At 69.3% G+C, this 18,229-nt stretch carries 14 protein-coding genes and 2 CRISPR repeat arrays; of the genes, 13 read left to right on the top strand and 1 reads right to left on the bottom strand.

From position 1 onward, the window contains the following. Window positions 1-75: 75 nt before the first annotated feature. Window positions 76-591: direct repeats of the CRISPR family, unit length 28 nt; unit sequence GGAAGATCCCCGCGCGTGCGGGGCCGAG. 131 nt (window positions 592-722) lie between these two features. The 10 genes from cas3 (at window position 723) to OHB04_RS27510 (ending at window position 13,830) form a co-directional block, all read left to right on the top strand. Next, a complete protein-coding gene (gene cas3 / locus OHB04_RS27555; protein ID WP_442814962.1) occupies window positions 723-3,725 on the top strand; it encodes a CRISPR-associated helicase Cas3' in 3,003 nt (1,000 codons plus the stop codon). Window positions 3,726-3,824: 99 nt separating this feature from the next. Next, complete coding sequence (gene casA / locus OHB04_RS27550) at window positions 3,825-5,519, top strand: type I-E CRISPR-associated protein Cse1/CasA (protein ID WP_326690333.1); 1,695 nt, start codon at window positions 3,825-3,827, stop codon at window positions 5,517-5,519. Beyond that, the gene (casB, locus tag OHB04_RS27545; RefSeq protein ID WP_326690332.1) at window positions 5,519-6,112 is read left to right on the top strand and encodes a type I-E CRISPR-associated protein Cse2/CasB; all 594 of its coding nucleotides are present in this window, start codon (window positions 5,519-5,521) and stop codon (window positions 6,110-6,112) included. The genes casA and casB overlap by 1 nt, the downstream gene beginning before the upstream one ends. A gap of 67 nt (window positions 6,113-6,179) precedes the next feature. After that, window positions 6,180-7,334: a type I-E CRISPR-associated protein Cas7/Cse4/CasC gene (gene cas7e / locus OHB04_RS27540; RefSeq protein WP_326690331.1), complete on the top strand. Its 1,155-nt coding sequence runs from the start codon at window positions 6,180-6,182 to the stop codon at window positions 7,332-7,334. After that, complete coding sequence (cas5e, locus tag OHB04_RS27535; RefSeq protein ID WP_326690330.1) at window positions 7,331-8,134, top strand: type I-E CRISPR-associated protein Cas5/CasD; 804 nt, start codon at window positions 7,331-7,333, stop codon at window positions 8,132-8,134. Before cas7e ends, cas5e begins: the two co-directional genes overlap by 4 nt. Before the next feature lie 3 nt (window positions 8,135-8,137). Next, window positions 8,138-8,920: a type I-E CRISPR-associated protein Cas6/Cse3/CasE gene (gene cas6e / locus OHB04_RS27530; RefSeq protein WP_326690329.1), complete on the top strand. Its 783-nt coding sequence runs from the start codon at window positions 8,138-8,140 to the stop codon at window positions 8,918-8,920. Beyond that, complete coding sequence (gene cas1e / locus OHB04_RS27525) at window positions 8,913-9,914, top strand: type I-E CRISPR-associated endonuclease Cas1e (protein ID WP_326690328.1); 1,002 nt, start codon at window positions 8,913-8,915, stop codon at window positions 9,912-9,914. Before cas6e ends, cas1e begins: the two co-directional genes overlap by 8 nt. Then, window positions 9,911-10,189, top strand: a complete 279-nt coding sequence (cas2e, locus tag OHB04_RS27520; protein ID WP_326690327.1) for a type I-E CRISPR-associated endoribonuclease Cas2e — start codon at window positions 9,911-9,913, stop codon at window positions 10,187-10,189. The genes cas1e and cas2e overlap by 4 nt, the downstream gene beginning before the upstream one ends. Window positions 10,190-10,207: 18 nt before the next feature. Further along, window positions 10,208-11,089: direct repeats of the CRISPR family, unit length 28 nt; unit sequence GTCGTCCCCGCGCGTGCGGGGGTCTTCC. A 1,350-nt stretch (window positions 11,090-12,439) separates the two neighbouring features. Further along, the gene (locus tag OHB04_RS27515; RefSeq protein WP_326690326.1) at window positions 12,440-13,255 is read left to right on the top strand and encodes an oxidoreductase; all 816 of its coding nucleotides are present in this window, start codon (window positions 12,440-12,442) and stop codon (window positions 13,253-13,255) included. Window positions 13,256-13,284: 29 nt separating this feature from the next. Further along, window positions 13,285-13,830: a hypothetical protein gene (locus tag OHB04_RS27510; protein WP_326690325.1), complete on the top strand. Its 546-nt coding sequence runs from the start codon at window positions 13,285-13,287 to the stop codon at window positions 13,828-13,830. Between the two features lie 131 nt (window positions 13,831-13,961). On the opposite strand, the gene OHB04_RS27505 is transcribed toward OHB04_RS27510, so the two are convergent. Next, the gene (locus OHB04_RS27505; RefSeq protein ID WP_326692937.1) at window positions 13,962-14,552 is read right to left on the bottom strand and encodes a TetR/AcrR family transcriptional regulator; all 591 of its coding nucleotides are present in this window, start codon (window positions 14,550-14,552) and stop codon (window positions 13,962-13,964) included. 955 nt (window positions 14,553-15,507) lie between these two features. Here OHB04_RS27505 and OHB04_RS27500 point away from each other — a divergent pair. The 3 genes from OHB04_RS27500 (at window position 15,508) to OHB04_RS27490 (ending at window position 17,996) form a co-directional block, all read left to right on the top strand. Next, a complete protein-coding gene (locus OHB04_RS27500) occupies window positions 15,508-16,569 on the top strand; it encodes an alkene reductase (protein ID WP_326690324.1) in 1,062 nt (353 codons plus the stop codon). A 63-nt stretch (window positions 16,570-16,632) separates the two neighbouring features. Beyond that, a complete protein-coding gene (locus OHB04_RS27495; protein WP_326808525.1) occupies window positions 16,633-17,550 on the top strand; it encodes an alpha/beta hydrolase in 918 nt (305 codons plus the stop codon). Continuing rightward, window positions 17,523-17,996 carry a hypothetical protein gene (locus OHB04_RS27490; RefSeq protein ID WP_326690322.1) on the top strand — a complete coding sequence of 158 codons (474 nt, stop codon included), beginning with the start codon at window positions 17,523-17,525 and terminating at the stop codon, window positions 17,994-17,996. Before OHB04_RS27495 ends, OHB04_RS27490 begins: the two co-directional genes overlap by 28 nt. Window positions 17,997-18,229: the final 233 nt, after the last annotated feature.

The following is an 18,229-nucleotide window of genomic DNA, read 5'->3' as shown; positions in this document are numbered from 1 at the left end:
AGTCGTCCGGGCGCGGGTTCCACGCGGATGTCGTCCAGGAATCTCGGAACCTGCGTGCCTTCTCGTGCTGTGACCGGAAGATCCCCGCGCGTGCGGGGCCGAGGCCTCACCGTCCTCGGCACCCCCGACGACGCCGGGAAGATCCCCGCGCGTGCGGGGCCGAGTCGGGGCGCGTCCGGCCTTGAGGTAGCGCAGGGGGAAGATCCCCGCGCGTGCGGGGCCGAGCCTCTGCGGGGACACCGGCTGGGGTCCACCTTGGGAAGATCCCCGCGCGTGCGGGGCCGAGCTCAACACCCTTGCCCAGGGCAAGCCGGGCCGCGGAAGATCCCCGCGCGTGCGGGGCCGAGACGGCAGATGGACTGCGTCCCTCCGTGAACACCGGAAGATCCCCGCGCGTGCGGGGCCGAGCCGCGAAGGTCAGCCTGACCAAGCCGCGCCCGCGGAAGATCCCCGCGCGTGCGGGGCCGAGGACTGGTGGGGCCATGTGCGCAAGTGGGCGGGAGGAAGATCCCCGCGCGTGCGGGGCCGAGTTCTCGGCCAGGGCAAAGGGACTGCTCATCAAGGGAAGATCCCCGCGCGTGCGGGGCCGAGACTTCTTGACCTGCTGCTTCGTATGGATCTCCTGCTGTTTTCGTTCAGTGGCGGTTGGCGGTTGTTGGCAAGTCCTCGCGTGATGAGCGCCTTTGGTCCCCGATGTCAGTGCCCTGTGCCAGGCTCCGAGTATGGGTGTGGAACCTGCGGAGGTTGCGACTTCAGAGTATGCCGCGTCGGATTCGGCGGCTGAGGTCGCAGCGCGCTTGGGGCTGGGCGATTCCTGTGTGCGACAGCTCGATGCGCTGCAGGGAAAGTCGGCGGCCTATGGGGGTGGGCAGGCGAATCTGCTGCTTAGTCATCAGCTGGATACGGCTGCGGTGGCTGAGTTGATGTGGGTGGAGTACCTCGCGCCGAGTGTGCGGGGCATGTTGGACCGGGTCTCGGGCGGCGACGGCCGGAGGTTCTTCATGTGGCTGTGCGGGATTCATGACGTGGGAAAGGCAACTCCTGCGTTTCAGGCGGTCGATGACGCTGGACAACGGCGTGTCCGTGCTGCCGGGCTTGGGTGGCCTGATGCCGTGGTTCGTACGCGTCGGCGCAGGTGGAGGCATGACAAGGCTGGCGGGCGAGTCGTCCGCGACGTGTTGAAGGACGAGTGGCCGACCGAGGCCGTCGCGTGGGTGTGGCCTCTGGTCGCGGGCCATCACGGGAACGTGCCGCCCGTCTCCGTGTATCGGCCCGGCGCAGGCGTCGATCAGCTTCATGGAGTGGGCAAGGACTGGCGCGCGGCGCAGCGGAACGTTCTCGAGGTGTTGACCCGATGTCTGGGGTACAGGGGTCTTCGCTCTGTGCGGCCGGTGGTGGTGCCCTCGCGGGCGGAGCAGTTGTGCCTGTCGGGGCTGGTCGTGATGGCCGACTGGATCGCGAGCGATACCAGCGAGGGCCGGTTTCAGGGTCTGGAGCGGCTGGATGACGTGAGCCTGGAGCGGGCGCGGCAACGGGCGGAGAAGGCGTGGCGGGCGCTGAAGCTGCGCGGCGGCTGGTCCCGGCTTCCGGTGCCCATGGCCGAGGATCTGGTGCGGCAGCGCTTCGGGGAGGGGGGCCGCGCCTCGCAGCTGCAGTTGGTGGAGATGGCGAGGGCCGTTCCGGCTCCCGGTCTGCTGTTCGTCGAGGGGCCGATGGGTGAGGGCAAGACGAAGGCCATGCTCGCGGCGGTGGAGGTGCTGGCCGCCCGGTTCGGGGCGGACGGCATGTTTCTGGGGATGCCGACTCAGGCGACGTGCGATCCCATGTACGAGGTGGTCCGCGGATGGGTGAAGGGCATCTCGCCGGGCCTTGAGGATCATGTCGCGCTGCTGCATGGCAAGAGGGCGTTCAATCCGACGTGGCGTGAGGTGTGGAGGCCCGCGGAGGGGAACCCCGAGGAGTGGTACGGCTCCGTGGGCGAGGACGAGTTCGGGCTCGACGAGTACGGCATCGGTGCGGGCGGCAATACGGCCGATGCTGACCTGTGCTGCTCCGGGGGCTCTGGGCCGAGCGAGTGGTTCCTGGAGCGCAAGCGCGGGTTGCTGAGTCCGTTCGTCGTCGGCACGATCGACCAGTTGCTGTTCGCTGCGACGCGTACCAAGCACGTCATGCTGCGCTTCGCGGGGCTGGCGGGCAAGGTCGTGGTCCTGGACGAGGTGCACGCCGCAGACGTCTATATGCGGCAGTTCCTGACGGAGGCGCTGCGCTGGCTGGGCCAGGCGCGCGTCCCGGTGGTGATGTTGTCGGCCACACTGCCCCCCGCCCAGCGGCGCATGCTGGCCCGTGCCTATCTGGAAGGTTCGCTCGGGCGTGTGGGCGTGGATGTCTCGGAGATGCCGGAGCCGGCAGGCTATCCGTCCGTGACGGCCGTCTTCGGCCGAGAGGACGGGACACCGGGGTACCGGTGCGAGAGCACCGAGCCGTGGCGTAAGACGGTGCCAGTAGCGCTGCAATGGCTGCCGGACGTCACCCGGGAAGGTGGAGCGGTTGCCGAGCGGGTGCGTGCCGAAGTGGCAGAGGGCGGGGTGGCCCTGGTGGTTCTGAACCAGGTAGAGCGCGCCCAACAGGTCTACGAGAAGCTGGCGGACCACTTCCCCGGCGAGGTCATCCTGCTGCACGGCAGGCTGTGCGCGGCACACCGGGCCGAGAGGACACAGCGCTGCCTGAACGCGCTGGGGCCCAACGCAGGAGACGCGCGGCCACACCGCATGATCATCGTCGCCACGCAGCTGGCGGAGCAGTCCTTCGACGTGGACGCCGACCTCCTGGTCACGGACCTCGCCCCGATCGACCTGCTCCTCCAGCGGATCGGCCGGCTCCACCGACACGCACGTACCCGCCGACCGGCCCATCTTCGGACACCGACTGTTCTGGTCACCGGAATCGCCGGAAATCCGGCCCCCGGGGACAGGGATGTCCCCTGCTTCCTCGGCGCGTCCGAGCGCATCTACGGCGCCTACCGGCTGCTGCGCACCGCCTCCCTCATCACCCGCGAGGCGGGGCCGCCCCGGCTGGACGCGGACTCCGGGAGGGGGGAGAGAAATCACGGGGCATGGTCGATCCCTGAACGGGTGCCCGAGCTCGTCGCGGAGGTCTACGACCAGCAGCCGCTGTGCCCGCCCTCCTGGCGGAGTGCGGAAGAGCGCGCCGGCGACCGGTGGAACGGGGACCAGGACGCACGTACGGCGAAGGCCGAGAAATATCTGCTGTGCCAGCGGGGCCAATGGGCCAAGCCGACTCTCGAAGGACTGCACCACGCTGGCATCGGAGCCGCGACCGACGAAGAGTTGCGCGAGGCAGTGGTGCGGGACGGGGAGATGGCGGGCGAGGTCGTCCTCGTCCGGCGCAGTCGACGGGGATTCCACGCGCTGGACGGCACATGGCTGGGGGTCCACGGCGAGGCATCCGAGCACGAGACAACGTCTGACGCCGCCCTGGGCGGCACGGTGCGCCTGCCCGTGAAGCCGGGGCTCGGCGAGGCGGTGGACAAGGAGCTGCGTCCTCTGGACGGGTGGGGCTATGTCCAGGGGCTCCGTTACGTGAAGGCTCTGGTGCTGGAGGAAGACGGCTGCGCGCGCCTGGCTGGCTACGTGATCGGCTACGACGACCTGTTGGGGCTCACGGTCGAAGACGAACAAGGACGTTCCCGCACGAGTCATACCTAGCTACGAACAAGCTGTTTCATCATTTTTCATCGGTATCCGCACTCAGATGACTATCGTCTTGCGGAATTCGGGTGATGCCTCAAGGGGGAGGTCTTTCTGTTGGTCAACTTGGTGGACGACGCCTGGCTCCCGGCGCAGTGGAAAGGGGGCGGGCGGGAGCGGGTCTCTCTGCGCGTTGCGCTCACCCGGGCCGGGGAGTTGCGCGGCCTCGCGATCGAGCCGCCGACGTTGCTGTCGGCGGTCATGCGGCACGTTCTGCTGCCCGTCTGGTTCTCCGCCCTGGGACAGCCGTCCTCCCGTGCGGAGTGGCGTGACCGGTTCGAACGCGGAGGGCTGGACGCGCAGCAGGGACAGCTGCTGGACCTCTACTTGGACACGTGGCGGTCGAGCTTCGATCTCTTCTCCCCGGAGCGCCCGTTCGCGCAGGTCGCCGGGCTGGAGACGTCGGCAGGCGAGACCAAGCCCGTCTCCCTGCTCGTGCCGTCTGTAGCGACCGGAAACAACGTGCCGATGTTCACGTCCTTCACGGAGGCGCACGCCTACGAGATGACGCCTGAGGACGCGGCCCTGTGGCTGCTGCACGCGCAGTGCTGGGACACTGCCGCCATCAAGACCGGGGCGAAGGACGACGAGCAGGCCAAAAAGGGCAAGACGACCGGTAACCCGACCGGGCCGCTTGGGCAGTTGGGAGTGATCCTTCCCGAAGGACGCACGCTGTACGAGACCCTGTTGCTCAACACCCTCGTCTCCTGGGACGCAAAGGCGGCCGGGAACGCGGCGGGCGTGGGACGCGAGGACTATCCACAGTGGCAGTCGCCCGAGCCCCACACCTCGTCCTGGCGCAAGCGGCCGGCCGCCGGACCGCTGGACACGCTGACGTGGCAGTCGCGCCGCATCCGGCTCGTGCCGGAGGACACCGCTGACGGGGTCCGTGTCAGGCGCGTCGTGGTGTGTGCCGGCGACCGCCTGGCGGCACGGCCAGAACCGGCTTGCGAACCCCACACCGCCTGGAACTACAGCGCGAAGCCCAAGAAGGGCGAGACGCCGATGAAGCCGCGACGCCACCGGCCGGGCGAGCACGCCTGGCGCGGCCTGGCCGCGCTCCTCGCGCTCGGGCGGGAGGAGGACGGCGACGGGCCTCGGACGAGCGAGCTGCTGCAACAGGTGGGTGACCTGCAAAGCGAGGGCTGCCTGCCCGAGGCGTATCCCCTCCAGGTCCTCACCTGTGGGCTGGAGTACGGCAACATGTCCGCCGTGGTGGAGGACGCCGCGGGCGACCGGCTCCCCGTGCCCACCGCAGCCCTCGTCTCCGACTCCCGCGTCAGGCATCTGGTGCTGGAGGCGGCCGAGCAGGCCGAGGGGGTGACGCGGGCGCTGAACGGTCTCTCGGCCGACCTGCGCCGCGCGCAGGGTGCCGAACCGCTGCCCTGGGACAAAGGGCAGCGCCCGGGCATGACGTTCCTCCAGGCTGTGGACCTGCCGATGCGGCGGCTCCTGCTGGGCATGCAGAAGGACGCCGACGACGAGGACCGCATCGAGGCGGGCATGGGGGCGTGGGAGGAGATCCTCCACCGCCTCGCCTGGGACACGGCGCGCTCCGTGCTGGCCAGCGCCTCCCCCACAACCTTCGCGGGCCGCAAGGCCGGAGAGAGCAAGACATACCGTGCCGCCGACGCCGAACGGATCTTCCGCAAGCGGCTCAGGGACATCCTCTACCGCGCGGCGGACGCCCGTATGGACGACGGCCACGACACCTACGGGGACGACGACGCAGAAGGCGAGGAACCGTCCTGATGAGCACGGCCAGCGAGATCCGTATCCACCGCGGCCCCTGGTACTGGACCGCCTTCGACTCCAAGAACCAGTACGCCGGGCGAGACCTGGCAGCACTCCGCAGAGGACTGGGGCGCCAAGTCGGTGACGTACCGGAGATGTGGCCGTTCTACGAGTCGATCGTCTCCCCCGACAGGCCGGTGCACACCCAGCCCCGCATCGAGGCCGAACACGCGGCACTCACCCTCTTCGCGGTGCACCAGCAGTCGCGGCCCGAGACCATGCACCGCGCGGGAGCGGGACTGGGCACGGCTGCGCGAGGCGTGCGCGACTCGGGCAGGTTCAGCGTCGAAGCCGTGGACCGCCGTATGAACCAGATCGCCACCTCAACGAGTCCGAACGAACTCGTCGCGCACCTGCGCGGCCTGATCAACCTGCTGCGTCCCTCCGCGCTCCCCCTGGACTACACCCAGCTCCGCACCGACATCGAGAAGTGGCGCTACCCGGAAGCACGCTCCCGCACCCGCGCACGGTGGGGCAGCGACTACTTCGTCTGGCGCGGCGGTCCAAAACCCGGCTCTGACGCGGAACCGCAGCCCGGTCCCAAGGCGTAGGGCCGCCGGCGTCGCCAACCTCCCGCCCCTCTCCTTCCACCATGACCACCACCACTACGGAGCACCCGTGACGAGCAACCTCTACCTCGACCTGCACGTCCTCCAGACCGTCCCGCCGTCCAACATCAACCGCGACGACGCCGGAACCCCCAAGCACGCTCTCTACGGAGGCGCGCGGCGCGCCCGTGTCTCCTCACAGGCATGGAAGCGCGCCGCCCGCACCACCTACGCCGCAGCAGTCCCCGAAGCCGACCGCGCGACGCGGACCAAGAGAATCGCCGCCATGCTGGCCGAACGGCTGGAGGACCAGGAGCAGCTCGCCCCCGAGGCCGCGGCACGCCTCGCCACCGGCTTGCTGGAGCCATTGGGTATCACCATGTCGCAGCGGAAGAGCACGGAGACCTCTTACCTCCTCTTCTTCGGCCACCGCCAGCTCGACGCCATCGCCAACCTGCTGCGCGGGCGCGCCCAGGAGCTACTGGCGCTGGAAGACAAGGCGCTCAAGGAGGAGCTGGCCGGGCTGGACATCGACGCGGAGCTGATGCGCGCGCACCCGGCGGAGGTCGCACTCTTCGGCCGTATGGTCGCCGACCGCGCCGGGCTGAACGTGGACGCCGCCGTGCAGGTCGCGCACGCCCTCTCAACCCACGCTGTGGAGACGGAGTTCGACTACTACACCGCCGTGGACGACCAGAACGAGCGGGAGGAGACCGGCGCCGGGATGATCGGCACGATCGAGTTCAACTCCGCCACCCTCTACCGCTACTCCACCCTGAGTCTGCCGCAGCTCCGCGACAATCTCGGTGGAGGCGCATCCGCGGCAGAACCCGCAGCGCAGGCGACACGGAGCTTCACCGAAGCGTTCGTGAAATCCATGCCGACCGGGCACCAGAACTCCTTCGCACACCGCACGCTGCCCTTCGTCGTGGTCGCCGCGCTGCGCACCGATCAGCCCGTCAACCTCGTCGCCGCCTTCGAACGGCCCGTCTTCGGCTCCAGGGGCCTGGCCGACGAGTCCGCTCTCGCGCTCGCCGCCGAGGCCAAAACGGTCAGCGAGGTCTGGGGCAGCGTCCCGGACAAGCTCTACGCCTGCTACTCCCCCCACAGCGAGGGGACGGGAGAGAAACTGACCGACGTCTTCGGCGCGAGCATCTCCTTCCCCCAGCTCACCGACCAAGTGGAGAAAGCGGTGCTGGCCGGGCTGCGGGAGAACGCGGCATGAGCACCACATCAGTCCTTGTCCTGCAGCTCGCCGGACCGCTGCAGTCCTGGGGCACCGGCAGCGAGTTCAACCGCAGGGAGACCGCACAGGAGCCGACAAAGTCCGGAGTCGTCGGCCTGCTGGCCGCCGCCCTCGGCCGACACCGCCAGGAACCGATCGACGACCTCACCGCCCTGCGGCTGGGGGTGAGAGCGGACCAGCCCGGAACCGTACTGCGCGACTACCACACCGCGTCCGACCACCGGGGAAGACCGCTGTTGTCGGCACAGGTGTCCAAGAAGGGCGAGCAGAAGCCGACCACCCCGGCCAAGTACACGCAAGTCACCCAGCGCTTCTACCTGCAGGACGCCGTGTTTCTCGCCGCCCTCCAGGGACCCGCAGCCCTGCTGAAGCAGCTGGACGGCGCACTGCGCGCTCCAGTCTTCCCCCTGGCGCTGGGCCGCCGCTCATGCCCTCCGAGCCGTCCCCTCTCCCTCGGCCTGGCCGAAAGCCCGGACGGCCTGGAGGGGGTGCTGCGCTCGACAACATGGCAGGCCGGCAAGACGGCCCACGTCACGCACGCCCGCAAGGCCGCACACCCCGAACACATCGACCTCATGGCCACCGTCGAGGACCCCGAGCACGGGAACGACTCCGTCTGCGACGTTCCCCTCTCCTTCGTACAGGAACGCCGCGGCCTGACCGAGCGGCGAATCCGTCGCCTCACCGTGACCGCCCCGACCGGCCTGGAAGCACGCACCGACTCCTCACGGACCGGTCTGCATGCCGGACACGACCCGTTCGCTCTTCTCGGCTGGTGACCCATGCCCTACCTGTCCAAAATCCGCATCAACCCGCAGCGCGCCTCCGCCATCAGGCTGCTGCGAACCCCTTACCAGCTCCACGGCGCCGTACAAGCGGCCTTCCCCAACCAGGCAGTGGACGAGCGGGTGCTGTGGCGCCTGGAGACCGATACCCCTCGCCGCCCGCACCTGCTCGTCCTCTCCGAACACACCCGCCCCGACTGGACCCACCTCGTCGAGCAAGCCGGATGGCCCGGAGCCGAGGGAGACCACTTCCTCGTAGGCGACTACACACCACTGCTCGACCGCCTCGCCGCCGGACAGGAATACGCCTTCCGGCTCGCCGCCAACCCCGTCCAGAACACCAAGCGCCCCGACAAGCTCACACCCGAGCAGGAAGCCCGGCTCAAGGAGACTGAGCCCGGCACCCGAACCAGAGGCTTCCGGGTGGGCCACCGCACGGCGTCAGCTCAGTTCGCATGGTTCCTCGCCCGGTGCGAACGAGCAGGCTTCACCATCCCCGCCGTCCGCACCACCACCGCCCCCGCGCCCGGCCTCACCCTGTGCGAGAAGAGCGAACCGGCCCCGGACGCCGCCCTCATCAAGCGCGACAGCCACCGCTTCCGCAAGAAGAAGAACGGCCCGCAGATCACCCTGACCACCGCCACCTTCCAGGGCCGCCTCCGCGTCGAGGACCCCGAGGCGCTCAGAGCCGCGCTGCTGGCCGGAATCGGCCCCTCGAAGGCGTACGGCTGCGGCCTGCTCACCCTGGCGCCTCTCCCACAGGAGGCACCCCGTGGCTGAACCCTGGTGGCGAGTCGGAGCCCAGGACCTCCACCGGCTGGAGGACCGCATCTCCAGCCTCTACGCCGAACGCTGCCACGTGGACCGCGACGAGAACGCCGTCGTCCTGGTCAACAAGGAACGCACCGTCCGAGTCCCCGCCGCCTACCTAGCGGTCCTCCTACTCGGCCCCGGCACCCGCATCACCCACGCCGCCACCACCCTCCTGGCCGACTCCGGCACCGCCCTGTGCTGGGTCGGCGAACACGGCGTACGCCTCTACGCCTCCGGCCTCGGCCCCTCGCGCGGCTCCCGCCTCGTCCTCCGCCAGGCCTACCTCGTTACCCGCCCAACCCAGCGTCTCGACGTAGCCCGCCGCATGTACGCCCTCCGCTTCCCCGGCGAAGCCACCGACAAGCTGACCATGCAACAGCTCAGAGGCCGTGAAGGCGCCCGCGTACGCCGCCTGTACAAACACCACTCCCAGCGCACCGGCGTCCCCTGGACAAAACGCGAATACCGACCCGGCGACGCCCACGCCGCAGGAGACGACGTCAACCGCCTGCTGTCCGCCGCCAACTCCGCCCTGTACGGCATCTGCCACGCGGTCATCACCGGCATCGGCGCCAGCCCCGCCCTCGGCTTCGTCCACACCGGCAGCGCGCTCTCCTTCGTCCTGGACATCGCCGACCTCTACAAGGCCGACTACACCATCCCCCTCGCCTTCGACCTCGCCGCCGACGGCCGCACCGAAGAACGCGACGCCCGCCTGACACTGCGCGACGCCGTGACCCAAACCCAGCTGCTTCCCCGCATCGTCAGTGACATCGGTGACCTACTGATGCCGGACTCCCCCGACCTGATCGACCGGGACACCAACGCCCTCTGGGACGACGGCAACAACACCGTCAGCGGGGGCACCAACTGGGACGACGGGATCTTCGACGCTGACAACTATCTCGCGGTCGTCGGCCCCGAGTTCGACCCACCAGCCGCCACCGGACCAACGCCATGACCGTCGTCGTCCTCATCGCCGCACCCGAGGGCCTCCGCGGCCACCTCACCCGCTGGATGATCGAAGTAGCCGCCGGAGTCTTCGTCGGCAACCCCAACTCCCGCATCCGCGACCGCCTCTGGACCACCCTCGCCGACCGCATCGGCGACGGCCAAGCCGTCATGATCGAACCCGCCGACAACGAACAACACTGGTCCACCCGCACCGCCGGCCGCGACCGCTGGTACCCCATCGACTACGAAGGACTCATGCTGATTGCCCGCCCCCGCCGATAACACACCAGGTCAACAAGTGTCGTCCCCGCGCGTGCGGGGGTCTTCCGCTATCGGCGCTCAAACGGACGGCACTCCCTCCGTCGTCCCCGCGCGTGCGGGGGTCTTCCCTGGGAGGCGCCGACGACCAGCACGTGCTCCTTGTCGTCCCCGCGCGTGCGGGGGTCTTCCCGTTGATGCCCCGTCCGGTGACAGACGGGGCATGTCGTCCCCGCGCGTGCGGGGGTCTTCCGGACCGAGTCGCGGAAGCCGTAGGCGCACGCCCGTCGTCCCCGCGCGTGCGGGGGTCTTCCTCCAGGCGGGGAGGGGGCGCGGCTTGGTCAGGCGTCGTCCCCGCGCGTGCGGGGGTCTTCCGTCCGGCAGTCCGGCCGGGCCGGTCCCGGGTACGTCGTCCCCGCGCGTGCGGGGGTCTTCCCCGCATCACCGCCAGGTCCAGGTAGAGGGGCAGGTCGTCCCCGCGCGTGCGGGGGTCTTCCGACGAGTTTGCCGTGTTCGGCGGCCCGGCGGGCGTCGTCCCCGCACGTGCGGGTGTCTTCCTCGGTGTGGAGCCCGAGGAGGGGGAGGAAGAATGTCGTCCCCGCGCGTGCGGGGGTCTTCCCCGGGCTCCTCTCTGCGGGGCGTCCGGGGCGGCGTCGTCCCCGCGCGTGCGGGGGTCTTCCGGTGCGCTGGGAGCCCCGTGAGGTGCCGGGCGAGTCGTCCCCGCGCGTGCGGGGGTCTTCCGACCCGAGTGCTCGGCCGGGCGCTGGACTCTCTGTCGTCCCCGCGCGTGCGGGGGTCTTCCTGCTCCTACTGGGACGGCGCCGAGCAGCTCACCGTCGTCCCCGCGCGTGCGGGGGTCTTCCGCCGCCCGACGGCTGGCCCCGATGAACTGCGGCGTCGTCCCCGCGCGTGCGGGGATCTTCCTCAATCCCCGAAGCCCAGTGAGAACGCATGGTGGTCGTCCCCGCGCGTGCAGGATCTGCGTGTCGGGGCGACCTTGGGGATCTTGGTGGTCGAGGTCGTCCCCGCACGTAAGGGCCTGCCCTTGCCCCGGAGGGGGTGCTCGGGGGTCGGCTGTCCGCACGGGTGAAGGTTTCTTCCGCTCGACCCCATGCGCGAGCAGCTCGGGAGGCTGTCGCCGCCACAGGCGACTGCTGGATCCCGCCGGATTCAGCAGACGGACGGGCATGCCGGACCAGCAACCATCCAGCAGGGGAGCGACCACCAGCGATGACGACTGGTGACGAGGTCTCAGCCGATCCAGCGGGGAGCCCAGCAACCGGAACGGCAGCCGGGGTCGACCCGATCGGGCCGACCCCGGCTGACTGACCTGCATGTTCGACGGACCGTCCCGCCAATGCTACGGCGGGCACCAAACGTTGAAGCGGACCACGACTACAACCCCGGAGCTTCCAGCCCAGGTTTGCTGGACAACCGGTAGCCCTCCCTGCGGACCTTCGCGTGCGCAGGGAGGAGGTTAAGCGGCGGGGCCTCGACAAGGATCTCGTTTTTCGCTTTGTGACAAGTTGGGGGCACCAACCTGCGGCCAGTGCTGCCTGGGCATCGCCGCAGGTCAGCGCCGCATTTCGGCTGTCAGCGGCGTTCGTGGTCGTACTCCCCCAGGGGAAGCAAGGAAGAGCCGAGTCGGCGGACTCCCATCCAGACTGAGGAGAAGCCGCAGGTCACACCGCACTCCCTCACCCAGGTCCTGGATGTTGGTGGGCAGCCACAGGTTCGAGTCCCACAAGGGCACCCAGAACATGGCTGGTCTCCTGCTCAAGGGCCGTGGAGCCCAGTCGGACATCGGGAGGTGCCGCGAGCGGGCAATCGGCCCCCGATCAGCACTCGTTCGCGCCTCCTGGCTCAGCGTAGGGAGCGCTCGGCGGTGACCGAGGGACGGGCCTGCGGGTTCCGCCAGCACCGTGTTCCCGGTGGACGGGCAGCTGATGACGCGGAATTTGGCGAGTTCGTCGAGTCACAGCCCAAGCTCAGACCGTCAATGAGCGACACCGGTCGGATACTCGGCGATCCGGGCATTGAGCCGGTACTCGGTAGCGAAGAACCGCTCACTGTCCTCGACGTCCCCGTCGAGGCCGTGCTCACGGATCGTGCGGTGTCTCCGCCGGGGCAGTTGCCGCCCTGGACGCCCGGCAGGCCGGCAGGCCGCCCCTCCACCATGAAGCATGGATGCAACCACTTGCCATCGACCGACAGCCACCGTATGGTCGTACGACCATAAGATATACGGTCGTAATATAAATCTGGGAGTTTACGATGACGACAATTCGGCCGGTGGCACTCGTGACAGGTGCCTCGTCGGGGATCGGCAAGGAGACAGCCCGCGCCTTCGTCGCGGCGGGTTTCGAGGTGATCGGGACCGGCCGCAAGACCTCCGGACTCACCCCGCCCGCCGGTGCGACGTACCTCGATCTCGACGTGGCCAATGACGACTCGGCCACCGCCGCGGTGGGAGAGGTGATCGACCGGTTCGGACGCATCGACGTCCTGGTCAACAACGCGGGCATCGGCTCGGCGGGCGCCGTCGAGGAGAACTCCGTCGCCCAGGCCCAGAGCGTCCTGAACGTCAACGTCCTCGGTGTCATCCGTATGACGAAGGCCGTCCTACCGCACATGCGCGCCCAGGGTGGCGGACGCGTCATCAACATCTCGTCCGTCCTCGGGGTCGCCCCCCAGCCCTTCATGGCCCTCTACGTAGCGTCGAAGCACGCGATCGAGGGCTACTCCGAGTCGCTGGACCACGAGGTCCGCGAGCACGGCGTCCGGGTCCTCCTCGTCCAGCCCGCCTACACCAAGACCAGCTTCGACACCAACGCCGCACAGCCCGACACCCCGCTGCCTCTTTACGCGGAGCGACGGCGCGTCTTCGACGAGGTGATGGCGGATGCGATGAAGGACGGCGACGACCCCGCCGTCGTCGCCAAAGTGATCGTCACCGCGGCCACCGACAAGAAGCCGAAGCTGCGCTACACCGCCGGCCCGCTGGCCTCACGCGTCACCACGGCGCGCCGCCTCGCCCCCGCCGGAGCGTTCGACAAGCAGATCCGCAAGAACAACCGCATGGCCGGCTGACCTGGCCCGCTGCCGGCACATCCACCCGAGTGCGCACCACCCGCACTGACCTGAAAGAGCGCACCACCGTGGGAATCATTCCGCAGGCTCAGCAGTTCCCGCAGTTCCTCGAAAGCACAGGCCCCAAGATGTCCAGAGCGGGCGTCGACCTGGCCGTCATCCGCGACATCACCGACACGCACCAACGAGCCGCCACCACCGAGCCGGAGGACGTCACCCACGCCGAGGTGGACTCGGACGGCGTGCCCGCCCTATGGCGCATCACCAAGTGCGTCGACCCCAACAAGGTGCTGCTCCACTTCCACTTCGGTCGCCATCCACCAGGACCCGCGACTGCACGAAGCGCAACTACGGCGAGCTCAATAGCTGCCCGTCGCATTCCTGGCGCCGAGCGTGCGAAGCACATCGACGATCCTTTCCCCGGCGGCCAGAGCTACCGCCAGGTCATCGAAGCCACCAGCGGCTTCCCGCACGAACTGGGCGCCGGCCGGGACGGCCGACGCATTCTCGTGGTCCCCCCCGGCCGACAAATGGGCGCTCGAATGCCTGCTTACCGGAGCCTCGCTCCAAGCTGACCGACGCCCCCTTCGGGTGGCAGGAAGGCCGGCGCTACAGGCTCCCCACCGGCCGGCCCGGCCAACAGTCCGGCCCCACCGCCGGCCAACCCGGCGAACCTTCCCGGTTACAGCACCTGGGATGTGGTGCGTCAGACACGCTGTCCGGCGTCCAGCAGGGCGAGGGCGTTGTCGATCCCCTGAACAAGGAGGTCGTTGGCGAGTTGGCTGTCGGTCAAGGCGCGGGAAAGCTGCAGTGTCCCGGCCATCAGGCCGAGGAGGCTGAGCGCCTTCACATGTGCGGAGGACGGGGCCTCGGGCGCCATGCGGGCGGCTATGCCGTCGATCAGGATCCGCACGCCGTCGGTGTACGCCTGCCTGGTGGTGTCGGTGCAGCGCCCGATCTCGTCGAGCAGAGCCGCGTTGGGGCAGCCGTCGCCAAGGCTGTCGCGGTGCTGGGGTGACAGGTACCCGCGCACAATCTGCTCGAGTCCGGCACGGCCAGGCGCAGCCCGCGCGACGACGTTCTCGGCCTGCGCCTTCAGCTGGTCGGCGATTGCCGTGGTGACGAGGTCGTCTTTGGATTCGAAGTGAGCGTAGAAGGCCCCGTTGGTGAGCCCCGCGTCCTTCATGAGCGTCGAGACCCCGGAGCCGTCGATACCGTCCTGCTTGAACCGGCGGCCCGCCGTCTCGATGATCCGCCGCCTCGTCTCCCGCTTGTGCTCTTTTCCATACCGCACCACAGCACACGCTCCTTCGCCGGCCGGAAGGACCGGTTGCCCTTGACCAACTTCACCCAGTCTAATGGTATTGCGAACGTAATCCAAAGAGTCGACAGCGGTGCCGGTCGGCCGCCTCGTCGGCAGTTGCCACCTCTGCAGCAAGGACGACGGGCGAGCGTCCGGCTTCATCAGCGAGGGCAGGCACAGAGCCGGCACCTGAAGCACCCTCGTCGGCGAGGCTCATAGCGCCGGCCGTCACCATGCCCCTCGCCGACCACTCCACAGGGGCGCCGGCGCTCATCGCCCAGGACACCGTCGACCTACTCCCGTCCGCCGAGATCCGCCGCGTACGCGTTTACGGAGCGGGCCGCTTCGCCCTGCGCCTGGGACCGCTCTCCCGCTCACAGCCGCCGCCGGTGCGCCGGTGCCCCATGCCCCACCCGCGGCAATCGCACCAAGGTCGCCTTACCAGGCGCGACAGGCGAAGCAATCGTGCCGGGCGACGGGCGTACCGCGGCTTCAGCTTCGCGCCGGTCACCTCACCACGCCGATCACTGCGCCGACGAGGCCCAGCCATCGCCACCTTTGACCACCGCCGCCATCGGCCGACGACGACCTGCCGCTGCTCGGCCTGACCACCAGGGAGCCGGCGCCCCCACCGACCGCCCGCCCCCGCATTCTCTCGCGACAGGCCCGAAGTGCGCTTCGCCCTACCCCGGCAGCGTGGGCGCGCTACACCCTCCCACCCTCACCCTCGGTGGCGAGTGCCCTGCTTGCCCTCGGCAGCCGCACCGCATAGAATTACAGTCGTAATATTATTTGCGTGTCGATGACGTTCTGTCCGGCCCAGCTCATGACAGGTGGTCATCGGGCTCAGAAAGCAGGACGGCGACGGATCCCCACCCGGCCGGCCACGCCCACACGGTGACCACCCCGCCTCTTAGCGATCCGCCACCCATAACCTGAGGAATCCCCCATGCTCAATGCCCTGTGGAACCCGATCGTCGCCGGGAAGATCTCCCTGTCGCACCGGCTTGCGATGGCTCCCATGACGCGGGACCGGTCCACCCCGGAAGGCATACCCACCGAGCTGAACGCCGAGTACTACGCCCAACGCGCCTCGCACGCCCTCATCATCACCGAGGGCACCCAGCCCAACGCCGACGGCCAGGGCTACCTGCTCACCCCCGGCATCTACTCCGAGGAGCACATCGCGGGGTGGCGCAAGGTCACCGACGCCGTGCACGGCGTCGACGGACGCATCGTCATCCAGCTCATGCACGCCGGACGGATGTCCCACCCCGACAACACCCCCCACCACCGGCAGCCGGTCGCCCCCTCCCCGGTCCAGCCGGCGGGCACCATGTTCACCCCGTCCGGCCCTCTGGAGATGCCGGTACCGCGCGAGCTGGCCACCGAGGAGGTCGCCGCGACGGTCGAGGACTTCCGGCGCGCCGCGGCGGCCGGCATCGCGGCCGGCGCCGACGGCGTCGAGATCCACGGAGCCAACGGCTACCTCGTGCACCAGTTCCTCGCCACCAACACCAACCAGCGCACCGACCAGTACGGCGGCTCCATCGACAACCGCATCCGTTTCGCCGTCGAGGTCGCCACCGCCGTGGCCGAGGAGATCGGCGCCGGCCGCACCGGCTTCCGGATCTCTCCCGGCAACCCGTTCAACGACATCGCGGAGAGCGACACCCACGAGCTGTACCCGGCACTCGTGCGCGCCCTCGCCCCGCTCGACCTCGCCTACCTGCACCTCGGCCACGGCGGCGACGACGAACTCCTGCACACCCTCCGCCAGCTGTGGCCGAACACCTTGGTTCTCAACCGGGCCGGCACCGACATCGCCACCCGCGCGAAGGACATCGAAGACGGCCTGGCCGACATCGTCACCGTCGGTGTGATGGCCCTCGCCAACCCCGACCTCGTCGAGCGCGTACGCACCGGCGCACCGCTGAACACCCCGGACCCCGCCACCTTCTACGGCGGCGGCGAGGCCGGCTACACCGACTACCCCACCCACACCGCCTGACAAACCCCGGCGATACCGGTCCTGGCGGGCCGGTATGCCCAAATGGCCCCTTGGAGGTGCCACGTGTCTGATCACGCTGCAGTTGAACTGAGCCCGGAAGCGAGCGAATTCGCGGACTTTATGGCCGGACTGGCGATTCCCGAGTCCGAGTTGGATGCGATGCGCATCGTGTCGGAGGGCGTCCATCTCACGGCCCGGGAGCCGGAAGGCGTCACCTATCGGGAGGTGGAGGCGGGTGGCGTACTGGGAATCTGGTGCGAACCCGTCGACGCCAACACCGACCACGTCCTCCTGCACGGTCACGCAGGGGGCTCCGTTCTGTCGTCGGCGTTCGTCGACCGAAAGCTCGCCGGCCATATCGCCAAGGCCGCAGGGACCCCCGTGCTGGTCCTGGACTTCCGGCGAGCACCGGAACACAAGTACCCGGCGCAGGTGGACGACGCGGAGGCGGCCTTCAACTGGCTGCTGTCCGAAGGGTATGAGCCGGGACACATCATCACGATCGGCCACTCGATCGGCGGGTTCATCGCTGTCGCCCTGGCGCTTCGCCTCCGCGACAAGAAGCAGCCGCTGCCCGGTGCCATCGTGTCGATCTCACCCTGGTGCGACCTGGAGATCGCCAACGAGACCATGGCGGCCAACGCCGAGACGGACAAGATACTCAGCAAAGGTCTGCTGGAGTTCTTCCGGGAGTCCTGGATCGGCGGCACGGGCATCGAGTTCACGGACAAAAGGATCAATCTGAACCGGGCGGACCTGAGCGGTCTGCCCCCCACCCTCGTCTCCTGGGGAACGTACGAGGTCCTGGCCGGCGAGGACGAGGAGTTCGCCGCCCGCGTCAAGGACGCCGGAATCGACACGGCGACCGTCGTGGTCCCCGGAGGCCAGCACTCGTACGTCTACGGTGCCGGCCGAATTCCGGAGGTCGACGCCGCCATCGCACAGATCGGCGCGTGGGTCCGGGAGAAGACGAAGGTCTGACCGAGCGGTACGGGCGCGGCAGTTGCAAGATCCGCGCGCCTGCCGGATCGGGACGGTGGACGGACGTCGGCACGGTCTGCGGTGGCGCGCAGGTCCGCGACGCCCGCGATCTCGTCCTGGGCCGGCAGACGACGGCCGGGACTGCCGACCACGACGGCGGCTTCAGCTTCGCGCGCGCACCGCCGCACGCGACCAAGCTCGCCGGCACTCGGGTCGCCGTCCGGGCCGAGGATCCGTCGCGTCCGTTCGACAGCGATGTCGCCACAGCCGTCGAGGACGTACTCACCGTGCTGCGAGCGGCCGACGCCAAGGTCTCAGTCCAGCCGGCGAGCCTCCCCGTCGACATCGCGGCCAATCACCAGCCGGCCCTCCTGCCGCTGTTCCAGGTGCGTTCAGCTACGACTGCATCGCTCCTGCTCCTGCCTCCCACACCGCCCTGCGCCTGACTCGTCCAGCGCCCATTACCTCCTTTCCGACAACCTGACCCTGGCCAACGGTCAAGTGCCGTCGAACCGGATCAACAAGTCCGCGTTGCGCGAGGCACGCGCCGACAAGCGCAGCGCCCCGGACCGCCGCCCTCGGCCGGCATGACCGCCGGGGCCGGTGGCGACCCGACCCGGACCATGCCCGGTCCCGCGCGGCCGGAGGATCTGAGAGCGGCTGAGTACGCAGCACTCAG

Source organism: Streptomyces sp. NBC_01775 (assembly GCF_035917675.1).
GTDB lineage: Bacteria > Actinomycetota > Actinomycetes > Streptomycetales > Streptomycetaceae > Streptomyces.
This window is presented reverse-complemented; position numbering and strand designations above follow the sequence as displayed.